Origin of the sequence: Streptomyces olivoverticillatus, from assembly GCF_014203555.1 — a bacterium.
Classification (GTDB): domain Bacteria; phylum Actinomycetota; class Actinomycetes; order Streptomycetales; family Streptomycetaceae; genus Streptomyces; species Streptomyces olivoverticillatus.
In genome coordinates this window covers 53,742-69,982 of the sequence record NZ_JACHJH010000002.1, presented here as the reverse complement: position 1 = coordinate 69,982, position 16,241 = coordinate 53,742, and the positions used below count along the sequence as shown (strand labels likewise).

General features: G+C 71.7%; 13 protein-coding genes and 1 other RNA gene. 1 reads left to right on the top strand and 13 read right to left on the bottom strand.

Features of this window, described 5'->3' with window-relative positions; genetic code table 11:
* Positions 1-33: 33 nt before the first annotated feature.
* The 5 genes from FHS39_RS05705 to FHS39_RS05685 form a co-directional block, all read right to left on the bottom strand.
* The gene (locus FHS39_RS05705) at positions 34-1,839 is read right to left on the bottom strand and encodes a 2Fe-2S iron-sulfur cluster-binding protein (protein ID WP_343069385.1); all 1,806 of its coding nucleotides are present in this window, start codon (positions 1,837-1,839) and stop codon (positions 34-36) included.
* Entirely contained in the window at positions 1,836-2,738 is a 903-nt protein-coding gene (locus tag FHS39_RS05700) for an FAD binding domain-containing protein (RefSeq protein WP_184346882.1), read from the bottom strand. The genes FHS39_RS05705 and FHS39_RS05700 overlap by 4 nt, the downstream gene beginning before the upstream one ends.
* A 312-nt stretch (positions 2,739-3,050) precedes the next feature.
* Positions 3,051-4,721, bottom strand: a complete 1,671-nt coding sequence (locus tag FHS39_RS05695; protein WP_184346880.1) for a beta-N-acetylhexosaminidase — start codon at positions 4,719-4,721, stop codon at positions 3,051-3,053.
* 156 nt (positions 4,722-4,877) lie between these two features.
* Complete coding sequence (locus tag FHS39_RS05690; RefSeq protein ID WP_071961972.1) at positions 4,878-5,177, bottom strand: DUF3039 domain-containing protein; 300 nt, start codon at positions 5,175-5,177, stop codon at positions 4,878-4,880.
* A 30-nt stretch (positions 5,178-5,207) separates the two neighbouring features.
* Complete coding sequence (locus FHS39_RS05685; protein ID WP_184346878.1) at positions 5,208-5,801, bottom strand: YqgE/AlgH family protein; 594 nt, start codon at positions 5,799-5,801, stop codon at positions 5,208-5,210.
* A gap of 262 nt (positions 5,802-6,063) precedes the next feature.
* Here FHS39_RS05685 and murA point away from each other — a divergent pair, with 262 nt between their 5' ends.
* Positions 6,064-7,404, top strand: a complete 1,341-nt coding sequence (murA, locus tag FHS39_RS05680; RefSeq protein WP_184346876.1) for a UDP-N-acetylglucosamine 1-carboxyvinyltransferase — start codon at positions 6,064-6,066, stop codon at positions 7,402-7,404.
* 168 nt (positions 7,405-7,572) lie between these two features.
* Here murA and FHS39_RS05675 read toward each other — a convergent pair whose 3' ends face one another.
* The 8 genes from FHS39_RS05675 to smpB all read right to left on the bottom strand — a co-directional run bounded on the left by FHS39_RS05675 (position 7,573) and on the right by smpB (position 16,230).
* Positions 7,573-7,854, bottom strand: a complete 282-nt coding sequence (locus FHS39_RS05675) for an HU family DNA-binding protein (protein ID WP_004951951.1) — start codon at positions 7,852-7,854, stop codon at positions 7,573-7,575.
* 275 nt (positions 7,855-8,129) lie between these two features.
* Positions 8,130-9,563, bottom strand: a complete 1,434-nt coding sequence (locus FHS39_RS05670) for an NAD-dependent malic enzyme (protein ID WP_184346873.1) — start codon at positions 9,561-9,563, stop codon at positions 8,130-8,132.
* A gap of 431 nt (positions 9,564-9,994) precedes the next feature.
* Positions 9,995-12,304: a HelD family protein gene (locus tag FHS39_RS05665; protein ID WP_184348659.1), complete on the bottom strand. Its 2,310-nt coding sequence runs from the start codon at positions 12,302-12,304 to the stop codon at positions 9,995-9,997.
* 176 nt (positions 12,305-12,480) lie between these two features.
* Entirely contained in the window at positions 12,481-13,239 is a 759-nt protein-coding gene (locus FHS39_RS05660; RefSeq protein ID WP_184346871.1) for a zf-HC2 domain-containing protein, read from the bottom strand.
* Positions 13,236-13,775: a sigma-70 family RNA polymerase sigma factor gene (locus FHS39_RS05655; RefSeq protein WP_184346869.1), complete on the bottom strand. Its 540-nt coding sequence runs from the start codon at positions 13,773-13,775 to the stop codon at positions 13,236-13,238. The genes FHS39_RS05660 and FHS39_RS05655 overlap by 4 nt, the downstream gene beginning before the upstream one ends.
* Positions 13,776-13,947: 172 nt before the next feature.
* Entirely contained in the window at positions 13,948-15,129 is a 1,182-nt protein-coding gene (locus FHS39_RS05650) for a hypothetical protein (protein ID WP_184346867.1), read from the bottom strand.
* Positions 15,130-15,256: 127 nt separating this feature from the next.
* Positions 15,257-15,626: a transfer-messenger RNA gene (gene ssrA, locus FHS39_RS05645) on the bottom strand.
* Between the two features lie 100 nt (positions 15,627-15,726).
* The gene (gene smpB / locus FHS39_RS05640; RefSeq protein ID WP_184346866.1) at positions 15,727-16,230 is read right to left on the bottom strand and encodes an SsrA-binding protein SmpB; all 504 of its coding nucleotides are present in this window, start codon (positions 16,228-16,230) and stop codon (positions 15,727-15,729) included.
* Between the last annotated feature and the right edge of the window lie 11 nt (positions 16,231-16,241).

Here is a 16,241-nt window from a genome sequence, read left to right as displayed (position 1 = left end):
TCCCGCCCATTCCGGCCATCCCGCCCATTCCCGTCATGCCATTGCCCTTCCGGTGCCGTTGCCGCCGCCATCGCTGTACGGGCCGTCGCTGTACGGGCCCGCCTGGTGCGGGATGCGTGTCGCCTCCGCGTCCGGGTGCTGCGCCTGGGCCTCTTCCTGGGCCGCGGCCGCCTCTGCGCGCTCGTCGACGACCTGGCGCACCGCGTCGAGCACGCCCCGGTAGCCCGAGCAGCGGCAGAGGTTGCCGCAGATGGCCTGGCGGGTCTCCAGCTCGGTGGGGGCGTGGTTGCCTTCGAGCAGGTCGTGCACGGTCATGGCCAGCCCGGGCACGCAGAACCCGCACTGCACGGCGCCGCAGTCGGCGAGCGCCCGCTGCACGTCGGACGGCTGCCCGGCGGCCGCCAGGCCCTCGACCGTACGGATCTCGGAACCGGCCGTGGTCGCGGCGGGCACCAGGCAGGACGCGACGAGCCGCCCGTCCACCTGGACCGAGCACGCGCCGCACTCGCCCTGCGAGCAGCCGTCCTTGGCGCCCGCGAGGCCGAGGCGCTCGCGCAGGACGTAGAGCAGCGACTCGCCGATCCAGGCGTCGGTGACGGGACGGTCGGTGCCGTTGACGCTCAGGACGTACGAGGCGCAGGGGTGCTCGTTGTGCGGGGCCGCCGGGGGTTCAGTGGCTTCGGCGGGCAGCTCGGCGACGTCGGCGAATTCGGCGGCCTCGGTGGCCTGCGCCGGTTCGGCGACGGGCGCTTCGACGGGCGGCACCTCGACCGGCGGCACGTCGGCGGCGGACATGTCGACAGCCGGCGCTTCGACGGGCACGTCTGCGGGCACGTCCACCGGCACGTCGACCGACGCCTTGGCAGGGGCTTCGGGTGCGGCTGCCGCTGCCGGCTCCGCTTCCACCGCGGGTTGCGTCGCGGGCTCCGCGGCGCCGCCTCCGGTCGTCCACGAGCCGGTCGGGATTTCGCCCGTACCGGTGATGCCGTCGGCGTCGCCGTGGGCGGCCCGGTGGGTGCCGTCGTCGTGGACGCTGCTCAGCGCGTACTCGCCGGACTCGTCCACGGTCTCGACCGGGGCCGCCGGAACGGACCACTGGTGCTCGCCGGTGGCAGCCAGCGCGGGCTCGGGTACGGGCACGGCCACGGGGGCCGCGGCCGCGAGCGGCTGCCGCCAGGCCTCCGCCATGATCTCCGCGTGCGACGGCTCGACGGGAGCGGCCGGTGCGGGGACGTTCTCGCGCAGGCGGTACTCGCCGGACTCCTCCACCGGGTCGTCCCCGGCGGCCGGAACCGACCACTGCCCCGTGGAACCGGCGCCCTCGTCGGACGCGAAAGGCATCGGCCACTGCGCCGTGGCGTGCGGGTCGGCGTCCCTGTCGACGGGTCCGGCAGCTCCGGCCATCGCGTCGGCGGAAGGATCGGGGTGCGCGTTCAACGGCGCCTGGCCGTCCATGTGCACGGCGCCACCCAAGTGCCCGTGCTCATGCCCGTGTATGTCCGCCCCGTGCCCGTGTACGTCCGCGGGCGCGGCTCCGCCGGCCGGTGCGGCGCCCACGTGCCCGTAGACGTCGTCCCGGACCCAGTCCGTCGGCGCCTGGCCGGGTGCGGGATGGGGCTGGGGCTCGGGGTGCTGCTGCCAGGAATTCGCCACCGGCGGTGCGTAGCCCGTGCCCGGAGCCGCCAGGGGGGCCCAGCCGCCGGGGGCCGGGTCGGCGAGGAGTTCGGGCGGGATCTGGAAGAAGGTCGTGCCTTCCGCGTCCATTTCCGCGCCGCGCGGGATCGGCTGCCAGCCGCCCTCGGCGGGCGCGTGCGGGTGTCGCTGCTGTTCGTCACTCACGCGAGTGCCCTCCCCAGAGCTCGGCGGGCCAGAGTCGCCACCGTACGACGCAGGTGCAACACGGCCGGCGGCAGGGTACCCGGCTCGGTGCCCTCGAGCGTCACGGCGGGCGCGGGGTCGGGGATGCAGGCAGCGCCGACGTAGTCGCCGAAGGCGGTGAGCGCTTCCGGGGCGAGCGTGCGCTCGCCGTCCCAGTCGATGAGCGAGGAGACCCAGTTCTCGGCGTCGAAGGGGCGCAGCGGCATCGGCGCGACGGCGCCCACCGCGCAGCGCACGCTGCGCCGGGCCGGGTCGAGGACGACGGCGACGGAGGCGACGGCGCGGCTGGGGCCGGTGCGTGCGGTGGCCTTGAGGAAGGTCTGCGGGGCGTGCAGGAGGGGCACGCGGACGTAGCCGATGAGCTCGCCCGGACGCAGCAGGTCGAGCCCGGCGAGCAGCCGTCCGACGGGGATTTCGCGGCGCGCACCGCCGGGGCCCGCGATGACCAGGGAGGCTTCGAGGGCGGCGAGGACGGGCAGCGCGTCGCCGGTCGGCTGGGCGGAGGCGATGTTGCCGCCGAGGGTGCCCGCGTTGCGGATCTGGGGCGGTCCGGCGGACCGGGCGGCGGTGGCGAGGGCGGGGATGAGGGCGGCGAAGTCAGGGCGTCCCATGCGGGCGTGGGTCAGACCCGCGCCGAGCAGCGCGGCGCCGTCCTGGTACTGCCAGCCGCGGATCTCGTTGATGCGGCCGAGGCCGACGAGGCCGGCGGGCCGCAGCAGTCCGGAGTTGACGGCGGCCATCAGATCGGTGCCGCCCGCCACGGGCACGGCCGTGGGCATGGCGGCGAGCGCCGCCACGGCCTCGTCGAGCGAGCCCGGCAGCGTCACCGTGTGCGCTGCCTGCGGTGCGTGCGTGGTCAACCCAGCTGCCCCTTCCCCAGAGGTCCCGACTGTTCCGCCAGGTCTCGCCGTACGGTACGTGCTGTTGGTCCGGACGTGGCAACTCTGGCACATCTTCCGGCTCTGTCGTCGCGAGGGTACGCGAACCGGCATGGAAGCCCCTGTCGGGAAGATGGTCCGGATTCGGGCGTTCTCTCCCCTGTGGGCGCTGTGCGTGCCGTGAGCATTGTGGGCGTATTGGCATGCTTCGGGGATCCTTGTACGACTTACGCAGTGTGTGAAGGACCACCGTGCCAGGGGCGTGCCGTACGGGCCGTCACCTTCCGGCGAGGCTCACACGATCGGGGGCGCGCCCTCGATCGGGCGTCCGAGCACGCCGGGGCGGCGCTGCCAGGGATGCGGGCCGCCGGGCGGGCGGTAGTCGACGCCGAGGGCGTCGAGCCGCGCGTAGTGGGCGGTCATCCGGCGTGCGAAGCCGGCGTGGTCACGGCCGTCGGGCGGGGGCAGCGTCGACCAGACGGTCTCGGCGAAGGCGGCGAGGCGGGGGAACGCCTGGTAGTCCACCCGCTGCTGGGTCTCCGTCACCTCGGTCCAGAGGTTGGCCTGGGCGCCGAGCACGCGCGCGGCCTCGGCCTCCGTCAGCTCCGGGGGCACGGGGTCGAAACGGTAGACATCCTCCAGAGTACGGACGTATCCGATGGGTACGGGCTCCTGTGCGCCCGCGGCCTGACGGTGGTCCAGATACACCTGCTGCTCGGGGCACATGACGACGCGGTGGCCCGCGCGTGCCGCGGCGATGCCGCCCGCGCGGCCGCGCCACGAGAAGACGGCGGCGCCCTTCAGGGCCGCAGGGTCGCCACCGTCGAGGATTTCGTCCCAGCCGGCCAGGGTCCGGCCGCGTTCGGCGAGCCACCGGCCGAAGTGCCGGACGAACCAGCCGCGCAGCGCGTCCACGTCGGCCAGCCCTTCGGCGGCCGCTCTGGCCCGGGCGGCGGGCGAGGCGCGCCACTGCGTCGCGGGGCACTCGTCACCGCCGAGGTGCACGAAGCGGGAGGGGAAGAGTTCGAGGACTTCGGCCAGCACGTTCTCGTAGAAGGCGAGGGTGTTGTCAGTGGGTGCGAGTACGTTTTCGGTGATGCCCCAGGTGTCCAGGACGGAGAGGGAGGCGGTGTCGATGGCGTCGGTGTTGCCCAGTTCCGGGTATGCGGCGATGGCGGCCTGCGAGTGGCCGGGGATGTCGATTTCGGGCACGACGGTGATGTGCCGTTCGGCCGCGTACGCGACGATCTCGCGCATATCGTCCTGCGTGTAGAAGCCGCCGTGCGGCCGCTCGTCCCACAGCGGTGACGCGCGGTGCCCCAGTTTGGTCCGCGCGCGCCAGGCGCCGGTCCCGGCGAGCTTCGGGTAGCGCCGGATCTGCAGGCGCCAGCCCTGGTCGTCCGTCAGGTGGAGGTGGAGCACGTTGAGCTTGTGCGCGGCGAGCAGATCGAGGTAGCGCAGCACGCCGTCCTTGGGCATGAAGTGCCGGGCGACGTCGAGGAGGAAGCCGCGCCAGGCGAAGCGGGGGGCGTCCTCGATGACGACGCGGGGCAGCGTCCACTCGCGGTCCGGGTGCACCGGCGCCCGCCGGAAGGCGTCGGGTCCCAGCAGCTGACGGAGGGTCTGGGCGCCCCGGAAGACGCCTGCCGCGCTGCCGCCGTCGATGCGCACCGCTTCATCGTCGGCTTCACCGTCGACGGCGATGCGGTGACCTTCCGGACCGAGCCTGCGCGCGATGTCCTCGTCGACTGCGAGCACGATGCGGGGGCCCGTTCCACTTCCCGGCGCCAGAGGAAGCCCTGTGGCGGCGCCGATCGTGGCGCGCAGCCAGCGGGCGGTGTCCTGGGTCCCGGGCCGGGCCTCGACCACGGTCTCGGGGCCGAGGACGTACGGCCCCTGCTGCGGCACCGGGCGCACGCTCGCGGGGGCGGGGATCAGCTGCTCGGCCGTACTCGGTTCGGGCATGCGCCCCATCCTTCACCGCACGGCATGGCCACGGAAGGGAAGGCGCAAGGGAGGCGCAGGGGAAATACCGGGGGAAAGACGAACGGCTCCCCGAGCGCGTGTGACCGCGCCCAGGGAGCCGTGAAAGCCGTGGAAGGCCTTGCGGAAGCCCGAGGACTACTTCTTGTCGCCGCCCTTGCCGCCCTTGCCACCCTTGTCGTCCCCGCCGGCGCCCATACCGTCGAAGATCTCCTTGCACATCGGGCAGACCGGGTACTTCTTGGGGTCGCGCCCGGGCACCCAGACCTTGCCGCAGAGGGCGACGACCGGGGAGCCGGAGAGCGCGCTCTCCATGATCTTGTCCTTCTGGACGTAATGGGCGTAGCGCTCATGGTCCCCGTCGCCGTGCGACACCTGCGGTGTCGGCTCTACGAGGGTGCCTGTACCTGCCCCGCGCTCGGGCTCGAGAGTGCTCATGGTCCCCAAGGGTACTGGGGAGGGAGCCGGTCAGTTCAGGCTCGGGTCGTCCGGATAGGTGGCGACCATCGCCAGTTCGTTGCGCTGGCGGCGCAGGACGGCTCGCCACAGCTGGAGCGGGTCGGGCGAGGACACGTCGCCGGGCTCGGACTCCACCACGTACCAGGCGCCCTCCACGAGCTCGTCCTCCAGCTGTCCGGGGCCCCACCCGGAGTATCCGGCGAAGATCCGCAGCGAGCCCAGCTCGGTGGCCAGCAGCTCCGGCGGGGCCTCCAGGTCGACCAGGCCGATCGCCCCGTGCACCCGGCGCCAGCCGAGCGGCCCGTCGCCGGCGAAGTCCGACGTGCCCTTCTCGTGCGCCTCCCCCGGCACCACGGCCACGCCCAGGGCGGAGTCCAGCGAGACCGGGCCGCCCTGGAAGACCACGCCCGGCTCTCCGGCCAGGGCCGCCCAGGCCTCCAGGATGTCGGCCACGCCGACGGGCGTCGGCCGGTTGAGGACCACTCCGAGGGAACCCTCCTCGTCGTGGTCGAGCAGCAGCACCACGGCGCGGTCGAAGTTCGGGTCCGCGAGCGCCGGTGTCGCGACAAGCAGCCGTCCTGTGAGGGAGGACACCTCGGTCATGGCCACATGATCCCGCATTTTGGGGCCTTCAGGGGAGTGGACTGCGCGTACGGGCCGGGGGCGGCGAGGGGGCGTACGAGAGCAGCGCCCGCGCAAATGACCGGGAGCGACCTGGCGATAACCGGTAGCGACCATTCCATAAACGCAGAGTGTTGTGACAAACCCATGACGTACGCAGAACCCCCTCGGGGCGCCAGAAGGGCTCTCCGGTCGCATTACCCTTTCTTCTTGCCCCCTGCCCAACTCCAGGAACGCGAGATCCATGACCGGCCCTGACGATGTCCTGCTTGTCCACGGCGGCACCCCGCTCGAGGGAGAGATCCGCGTCCGCGGCGCGAAGAACCTCGTGCCGAAGGCCATGGTCGCCGCGCTGCTCGGCAGCGGTCCCAGCCGCCTGCGCAACGTCCCCGACATCCGTGACGTGCGGGTCGTCCGCGGTCTGCTGCAGCTGCACGGCGTGACCGTGCGCCCCGGTGACGAGCCCGGCGAGCTGGTGCTCGACCCGACGCACGTGGAGAGCGCGAACGTCGCCGACATCGACGCACACGCCGGTTCCTCGCGCATCCCGATCCTCTTCTGCGGCCCGCTGCTGCACCGCCTCGGCCACGCCTTCATCCCGGGCCTGGGCGGCTGCGACATCGGCGGCCGGCCGATCGACTTCCACTTCGACGTGCTCCGCCAGTTCGGCGCGACCATCGAGAAGCGCGAGGGCGGCCAGTACCTGGAGGCCCCGCAGCGGCTGCGCGGCTGCAAGATCCGCCTGCCCTACCCGTCGGTCGGCTCGACCGAGCAGGTGCTGCTGACCGCCGTGCTGGCGGAGGGCGTCACCGAGCTGTCCAACGCGGCCGTGGAGCCGGAGATCGAGGACCTCATCTGCGTGCTGCAGAAGATGGGCGCGATCATCTCCATGGACACCGACCGGACGATCCGGATCACCGGTGTCGAGAAGCTGGGCGGCTACAACCACCGCGCCCTGCCGGACCGCCTGGAGGCGGCCTCCTGGGCGTCCGCGGCGCTGGCCACCAAGGGCAACATCTACGTGCGCGGCGCGCAGCAGCGCTCGATGATGACCTTCCTCAACACCTACCGCAAGGTCGGTGGCGCCTTCGAGATCGACGACGAGGGCATCCGCTTCTGGCACCCGGGCGGCTCGCTCAACGCCATCGCCCTGGAGACGGACGTCCACCCCGGCTTCCAGACCGACTGGCAGCAGCCGCTGGTCGTGGCCCTGACGCAGGCCTCGGGCCTGTCGATCGTGCACGAGACGGTGTACGAGTCGCGTCTCGGCTTCACCTCGGCGCTCAACCAGATGGGCGCCCACATCCAGCTCTACCGCGAGTGCCTGGGCGGCTCCGCCTGCCGCTTCGGTCAGCGCAACTTCCTGCACTCGGCGGTCGTCTCCGGCCCCACCAAGCTGCAGGGCGCCGACCTGGTCATCCCCGACCTCCGTGGCGGCTTCTCGTACCTGATCGCGGCCCTGGCCGCCGACGGCACGTCCCGCGTCCACGGCATCGACCTGATCAACCGCGGCTACGAGAACTTCATGCAGAAGCTGAAGGAGCTGGGCGCACACGTCGAGCTGCCCAACGCTCCGCAGGCCTGACCCTGCCTCAGGGCCGCGTAATCGCCCGTCTGAGCCCGTACGGACCTTCGAAGGTCCGTACGGGCTCTTTCGTGCTTACGGGCCGTCAGAGGGCCCGTGGAGCCCGCGGAAACGACGAAAGGGCGGCCACCCCGGACCGGGGTGGCCGCCCTTTACGCACTGAGAGGCTTACTTGCCCTTCGCGGCTTCCTTGAGCTTCGAGCCCGCGGAGACCTTCACGCTGTAACCGGCAGCGATCTGGATCGGCTCGCCCGTCTGCGGGTTGCGCGCGGTCCGAGCGGCACGGTGGGTGCGCTCGAAGGTCAGGAAGCCGGGGATGGTGACCTTCTCGTCGCCCTTGGCGACGACCTCACCGACGGTCTCGGCGAGCGCGGCCAGAACGGCGTCGGCGTCCTTGCGGGTCACCTCGGCGCGGTCGGCCAGAGCGGCCACCAGCTCACTGCGGTTCATGTTGTACTCCCGTGTTCTTCTTGCCAATGAGGCGTGAGATCGAAGCCGATGCTGCCAGGGCCCTCGGACAGTCCCCGGACCCGGGTCCGTTTGCCAGACCCTCCCGCCCGGTTACGCATCCTGCCCCCACCAGTGGCGGGAAAGCCAATCCGGCACCCTGGAGAGTCACACGGAAAGCGCCACAGCCTCGGATGCGGCCGCATTTCTACGGCTTGATTTCCGCCCAGCCACCTTATGGGGGTCCCAGGAGCGTCGCGCCACTCGACGCGCCGTCATCAGACCGTCGTGGTAGCCGTCACAGCCGCTCCGGCGGCCTTGGCGGCCTCCCGGACGGCTCCGGCGACCGCTCCGGCCACCTTGTCGTTGAAGACGCTGGGGATGATGTAGTTCGCGTTGAGCTCGTCGCCCGCGACCACGTCGGCGAGCGCCCCGGCGGCCGCCAGCATCATGTCCGTGTTCACCGTACGGGACTGGGCGTCCAGCAGGCCGCGGAAGACACCCGGGAACACCAGCACGTTGTTGATCTGGTTCGGGAAGTCGGAACGGCCGGTGGCGACCACGGCGGCGGTCTGACGGGCAACCGCCGGCTCCACCTCGGGGTCGGGGTTGGCCAGCGCGAAGACGATGGCCTTCTCGGCCATCGCGGCGACGTCGTTGCCGTCGAGGACGTTGGGGGCCGAGACGCCGATGAAGACATCGGCGCCGCGCACGGCCTCCTTCAGAGTGCCGGTCATGCCCTCGGGGTTGGTGTTGTCCGCGATCCAGCGCAGCGCGGACTCCGGGCCGGCCGAGACCAGGTCCTCACGGCCCGCGTGGACGACGCCGTGGATGTCGGCGACGACGGCGTGCTTGACGCCCGCGGCGATGAGCAGCTTCAGGATGGCCGTACCGGCCGCGCCCGCACCGGACATGACGACCCGTACGTCGCCGATGGCCTTCTCCACCACGCGCAGCGCGTTGGTCAGCGCGGCGAGCACGACGATGGCGGTGCCGTGCTGGTCGTCGTGGAAGACGGGGATGTCGAGCGCCTCGCGCAGCCGGGCCTCGATCTCGAAGCAGCGCGGCGCGGAGATGTCCTCGAGGTTGATGCCCGCGAAGCCGGGGGCGATGGCCTTGACGATCTCGACGATGGCGTCGGAGTCCTGGGTGTCCAGGCAGATCGGCCAGGCGTCGATGCCGGCGAAGCGCTTGAAGAGGGCCGCCTTGCCCTCCATGACCGGCAGCGCGGCCTTGGGGCCGATGTTGCCCAGGCCCAGCACCGCAGAGCCGTCGGTGACCACGGCGACCGAGTTGCGCTTGATGGTCAGACGGCGGGCGTCCTCGGGGTTCTCGGCGATCGCCATGCACACGCGGGCCACACCCGGGGTGTAGACCATCGAGAGGTCGTCACGGTTGCGGATGGGATGCTTGGACGCCATCTCGATCTTGCCGCCGAGGTGCATCAGGAACGTACGGTCGGAGACCTTGCCCAGGACCACGCCCTCGATACCGCGCAGCTTCTCGACGATCTCGTCGGCGTGCTCGGTGGAGGTCGTCGCCATGGTGACGTCGATGCGCAGCTTCTCGTGACCGGAAGCGGTGACATCGAGGCCGGTGACGGATCCGCCGGAGGACTCCACGGCCGTGGTGAGCTGGCTGACCGCGGTCCCGCCCGCGGGGACCTCAAGTCGGACCGTCATCGAGTACGAGACGCTAGGCGCCGTTGCCATGGCCGCTTTCCTCTGCTTTCCCTGTGTTTCGTTGATCGCGTGGTGTTTCGGTTGCCGCGTTCACAAGGACGCGACGGAAAACCGCGATGACCGATGGTCCCACCTACCGGCCGGTAGGCGGTAACCAGCCTCGCAAACACGGAAGGGATCTTCCGGGATGCGGGAGCCGGCCCGAACGGCGACGGGCGTCCCGGATGATCGGAAATGCGATCATCCGGGACGCCCGTCGGAACGTCTGGCGGCACCGACCCGCCATGCTCGCCTCGCGGCAAGTGGTCGCTCGAAGCGACTAAGGTTGGGCCCGGGGGCTTGGATCGAGCCGGTGCCGTAATCAGGCTAACAAACGCTCCTGGAAAGTAATTCCGGTAGGGCGCCATCCACCCGCAGAACGTCAGATCGGACGTCGGGAACCCGCCAAACGGCTCCTCGGGTCAGTCCCGCAGCAGGTCCGGCACCCCGAGCTCGTCCGGGTCGTCCCGCTCCCCCGAGAGCACCGTCAGCCGCTGGGTCGCACGCGTGAGCGCCACATACAGCACCCGCAGCCCGGCCGGGGACTCGTCGGCGATCTCGGCGGGCGAGACCACGACCGTGGCGTCGTACTCCAGGCCCTTGGCCTCCAGGCTGCCCAGCACGACCACCCGGCCGGACAGGCCCTCCAGCCAGCCGCGCGCCTCGGCCCGCCGCCCCATCGGCACGACCACGCCGATCGTGCCCTCCACGTCGGCCAGCAGGTGCTCCACCTCGCCCCGCACGGACGCGCCCAAGTCGGCGCCCGCGACGGCGAAGCGCGGCTCGACGCCCGTGGAGCGGACCGCCGCCGGGGACTCCATGCCGGGCATCGCCAGGGCCAGCACCTTCGACGCCAGCTCGGCGATCTCCGCGGGGTTGCGGTAGTTGACGGTCAGCCGGAAACGGCGGCGGGGGCGGGTGCCCAGCGCCTCGTCGCGGGCGGCGGCCGCCTCGTCCGGGTCGGACCAGGAGGACTGCGCCGGGTCGCCGACGATCGTCCAGGTGGCGTGGCGGCCGCGGCGGCCCACCATGCGCCACTGCATGGGCGTCAGGTCCTGCGCCTCGTCGACGATGACGTGCGCGTAGTCCCGGCGCTCCTCCGCCAGCCGCTCGGCGCGCTCGCGGCGCGACTCGGCACGGCTGGGCATCAGCTCCTCCAGCCCGGTCAGCTGGTCGAGCGGGTCCAGCTCGCGCGGCTTCCTGGGCCGGGCCGGGACGCCCAGGAGCGTCTCCAGCTCGTCCAGGAGCGCCACGTCGTGCACCGACAGCGGCCCGTTGCCCCGCTCGTCCAGCCGCGCCAGCGAACGGGCCAGCTGCCGCACCTCGCGCGGGTTGAGCACCCGGCGCGCCCAGCGCGACAGCCGCCGGTCGTCGGACATGCAGCCCAGCACGCGGCGGGGTGTGAGCTCGGGCCACCAGGCGTCGAGGAAGTCGATGAAGACGTCCTCGGTGGTGATGTCCTCGTCGAAGGCCGAGCGGGCCTCCGCCGCGAGTTCGGGGTCGGTGTAGCGCTTGGGGCCGCCGGACTTGGACCACAGGGCGTCGAGGATCAGGCGGCGGGCGCGGGGCCGCAGCAGGTTGACGGGCGCCGTGCCGCCCAGCGCGGCGTTGCGGATGCGGCGCAGCTCGTCGGCGTCCAACTCGACGCGGGCGCCGAAGGCCACGACCCGCAGCCGCTCGGGCGGGCCCGCGGGGCCGCCGGGCCGCGGCGCGTCCAGTGCCCCGCGCACGGCCTTGCGCAGCACCTTGAGCATGCGCGAGGAGCCCTTGATGCGGGCGACGGCCGGTTCGTCGTAGGTGTCGGCGGAGGCGCCGGCGGCGTCCTCGGCGAGCGAGCCGACCGCCCGGATCGCCACCTGGCCCTCTTCGCCGAGGGAGGGCAGCACGCCCTCGGTGTAGGCGACGAGCAGCGGGGTGGGCGAGACGATGAGGATGCCGCCCGCGTAGCGCCTGCGGTCCTGGTAGAGGAGGTAGGCGGCGCGGTGCAGCGCGACGGCGGTCTTGCCGGTGCCGGGGCCGCCCTCGACCTCGGTGACGGAGGCGGCGGGGGCGCGGATGACCAGATCCTGCTCGGCCTGGATGGAGGAGACGATGTCGCGCATGGTGTGGCTGCGGGCCTGCCCCAGCGCGGCCATCAGGGCGCCGTCGCCGACCACCGGCAGGGCCGTGCCGTCCAGCGTGGCCGTCAGCTCCGGGCGCAGCAGGTCGTCCTCGACGCCGAGCACCTTGCGGCCCTTGGAGCGGATGACGCGGCGGCGCACGACGCGGCCGGGCGCCACGGGAGTCGCCCGGTAGAAGGGCGCGGCGGCGGGGGCGCGCCAGTCGATGACGAGCGGGGTGTAGTCGGCGTCCAGGACGCCGATGCGGCCGATGTGCAGGGTCTCGGCGATGTCGGCGCGGTCCTCGCGCACGGCGTCGTCGGCGGGCTCCACGGAGGTGTAGGCGCCGTCCGGGCCCTTCTTGCCGTCCTTGCCGAGCAGCAGGTCGATGCGGCCGAAGAGGAAGTCCTCGAACTCGTTGTTGAGGCGGTTGAGGTGCACCCCGGCCCGGAACACCTGGGCGTCCCGCTCGGCGAGCGCGCCCGGCGTGCCCACCTGGCCGCGCTTGGCGGCGTCGTCCATGAGGAACTCGGCCTCGTGGATCTTCTCCTCAAGACGCCGGTACACCCGGTCCAGATGGTGCTGTTCGGCACCGATCTCGCGGTCCCGGACCCCTTCGGACTCCATCGCCATCCCACTCGCCACGTGCGCGTCTGTGGCGTTCTGCGCGGCCACCCAGGCCCCCTTCTGCTGTGCGTAGGGCAGCCGTCAACCGTACGCGAACAGGGGGACCGCCCGCACCTGTCAGCAGATGAGGGGTTTGCCACGAGTGTCGGCTGTTGACGGATCAGCCGCAGGCACTCAGAACGTCAGACGCCGACCGTCGCCAGGTGCCTGCCGTCGAGCGTACGGACCTCGAAGCGGGCGATGTCCTGGTGGTTGAAGCCGGTGCCGCCGTGGGTGTACAGCGGCTCCTTGACCCACTTGCCGCCCTGTGTGCTGCCGTCGCCCTTGTCCATGCCGTAGCCGGAGGCCGGGACGGCCCAGGTGGTGACGATCTGCTCCTGGCCGTTCTTGCCGATGGCGACGAGATCGCAGGTCAGCGGGCCTTTGACGTGGGAGAGCTTGAGGGCGACGTGGGTGCCCCAGGGCTTGTCCTGGAGCGAGACGGTCGCGTCGACCTTGGTGTCGGGGTCGACGGCTCCGTACTTGTCGCCGTCCTCGTACATCTGCTTGGCGGCGCTGACGCTGCTGTGGTCCGGGGCGTTCTGCGCGGTGACGGCGGCGCCCGCCAGCGGCCCCGCGACGATCAGGGCGGCGGCCGCGGCGACCAGGAAGCGGCGGCGGGTCCGCTGGGTGCGGCGGGTGGCGGTGACGTCGTCGAGGAGCCGGTCGAGCACCTGAGGGCCGGGCCGGACGGTGAGGACGGCGGGGTCGGGGGTGGCTTCCTTGAGGTCGGCGAGGGGAAGGGCCAGACCCAGCAGGTCGTCGAGGTCCGCGGCGCAGCGCGGGCAGCCGGCGAGGTGCTCTTCGAAGCGGGTCGCGTCCGCCTCGTCGAGGACGCCGAGCGCGTAGGCACCGACGGCGGTGTGCTCGGTGTGCTCATGGTCCGGTGCCGGCTGGATCATGCCGTCACTCCTCGTTCCTCGAGCGAGAGCTTCATGGAGCGCAGCGCGTAGAACACCCGGGACCTGACGGTCCCCGGCGGCACGCCCAGCACCTCGGCTGCCTCGCTCACCGTACGTCCTTTGAAGTAGGTCTCGATCAGGGCCTCTCGGTGGGCGTCCGACAGGTCGCCCAGTGCGTCGGAAATGGTCATCAGGCGCAGCGCCCGGTCGATGTCGTCGGCGGCGGGCAGCAGCTCCAGGGGGCCGGGGTCGACCTCGCGGGGGCGGGCCTGACGGCTGCGGTGGGTGTCGATGACGATGCGCCGGGCGACGGTCACCAGCCAGGGCCGTACGGACCCGGAGGCGCCGCGCAGCCGGTCGGCGTTGCGCCAGGCGCGCAGCAGCGTCTCCTGGACGACGTCCTCGGCCCGCTGGCGGTCGCCCGCCACCAGGCGCAGCACGAAGGCGAGCAAGGGCCCCGCGTGCTCTTCGTAGAGCAACCGCATGAGGTCCTCGTCAGGACTGGTCCTGTCAGCCACGACGGCATCCTTGCGCAAGCCTTCCCCCTGGGTCGATAGCGCGAGTCGGTGATTCGCGAGGCGCTGCCGGGGTCGGGGGCCGGGACCCCCTTCGACGGGGAGTACGGGCCGGCTCGGCGTTCTGTTCAGCCGCGGCTCGAACAGGCCGGAAGGTTCGGACGGTCCTGGAGGTTCAGACGGCCCTGAAGGCTCACGGGGAGGTGCGCAGGCGGGCCCGCCTGCGCAGGAGCAGTACGCCCGCGGCGGCCCCCACAGCGGCCACCCCGGCGCTGCCGCCCGCGATCAGCATCGTGTGGTCCGGCCCGTCGTCCGCCGCGGCCGCGGGTGCGGACGCGGACGCGGACGCGGACGTGATGAACAGCTGGCCGGTCTTCTTGACCCGCCCGTGGTGGCTGACGACCGTGACCGGGTAGCGCCCGGCCTCCAGGCCGGAGCGGACCCGGGCGGGTCCGAAGTAGCGGGGGACGTCGCCGTCGCCGGCCTTGCTGTCGTCCCGCTTGAGCGGCACCGGGCGCTCGAAGGCGGGCGAGGTGGCGGTCAGCCGCTCGTCCTCGCCCGGGTCGGGCCAGGAATCGCGCCAGAGCACGTTGACGGTGCCGCCCGCCGCGACCTTGTGGTCGCGCGTCCTGGCCTTCTCCGGGCTGCCGGAGGCGGGGAAGAAGGCGGGGCCGCGCACCCGGCCCACGTAGTCGCTGTCCCCGGACCGGGCGGCGCGGACCTCCAGTGGCTTCTCCTCGATGCGGCGGCCGTCCGGACCGGCCAGCGCCACCTTGTACGTGCCGTCCTTGACCGTCGTCGGCAGCGCCACGAGCGCGGTGAACATCCGGGGGTTGTTCCAGTCCCCGCCGTTCGGGTCGTGCTTGAGGCGCACAGGGCGCTCGAAGGCGGGCGAGGTGGCGGTGAAGGAGGTGCCGCGCTCACCGGGGTAGAGGTCGTCGAACGAGATGCCCAGCCGCTCCCCCGGCCGCAGCACGTCTCCCGGGCTGGTCACCTGGAACACCGGCCGCTGGGCGGGCTTGACCTCCACCTTGTCCTCGGCGACGGCCTTGCCGCCCACATGGACGGTGAGCGGGTACGTACCGGGCTTGACGGTCATCGTGATCGCGGGGCGGGCGTGGTGGCCACGCCCGTCGTTCGCGTAGGGGGCCAGCCGGATCCTGTGCCGGAAGACGGGCGAGGTGACGGTGACGTCGCCGTGGCCGCGTATGCCCCGCACATCGATATCGATCAGCTCGCCCGGCCGGCTGCCGAAGGCGCCGTTGAGCAGGAGGTGCACCCCGCCCTTGCCGTCGTCGGCCTCGGCGGCGGCGATGCCGCCGAGCCAGAGCGCGCCCGTACCCGCCACGACGACAGCCGCTCGTGTCCACTTCACCGCGCCACCCCCTTGGTCGCTCTGTAAGAGGGCCGGCCCGGCCCGGTGGTTGCGTGCGCGCGGCTACGGCAGGGTACGGCAAAGGCCCCACCGCCGAAGGGCGGTGGGGCCTTTGCCTCACATGGGAAAGTGGAGATGGCGGGAATCGAACCCGCGTCCAACGGTGCAGAACCAGGGCTTCTCCGTGTGCAGTTCGCTGCGATTTTCTCGGCCTCGGAGATCACGCGAACAAGTCTCCGACAGGCCCAGCCACTGTTTGATTTCCCACCAGGTCCCGTGGCCGGACCTAGTGGTTTAGTTCCCTAGCTGATGCCAGGATCCGGGTCGGGAACAGCCCCGGGCTGACACTTCGCAAGTCGCTACTTAGGCAGCGAGGGCGAAGGAATCGCGCTTGGTGTTGGCGATTATTGGTTGCGACATATGGTTTACGAGATCATTGCCGCTTCCTCGACACGCTTCCCCTGCTTCGACATCCGCTGTCGAAACCGATCATCCCCATGTTGTGTTTTCAAGCTGCGCACCGGTTACCAGCCGGTGTGCGGTTCGCCCATCGTACGTGACCAACGCACGACGGTGCCAGCGTATTCCCGGCAGGGGCTAGCCCCGCTGAGCCCGCTGGGCCTGCTGACGCCTGCGGGCGGCCGCGATCGCCCGGTTCGACTCGCGCGTGTCCTGCTTCTCGCGCAGCGTCTGCCGCTTGTCGTACTCCTTCTTGCCCTTGGCCAGGGCGATCTCGACCTTGGCCCGGCCGTCCTTGAAGTAGATGGCGAGCGGCACGATGGTGTGCCCCGTCTCCTGCGACTTCGAGTCGAGCTTGTCGATCTCCGCCCGGTGCATCAGCAGCTTGCGCTTGCGGCGCGCGCTGTGGTTGGTCCACGTGCCCTGGGCGTACTCGGGGATGTGGGCCTGGTGCAGCCAGGCCTCGCCGCCGTCGATCTGCACGAAGCCGTCCACCAGCGAGGAACGACCCTGGCGCAGCGACTTCACCTCGGTGCCGGTCAGCACCATGCCGCACTCGTAGGTGTCCAGAATGTGGTAATCGTGGCGCGCCTTTTTGTTCTGCGCGACCAGTTTGCGACCCGTCTTCTCTTTCTTAGCCATAGCGTCGCCAT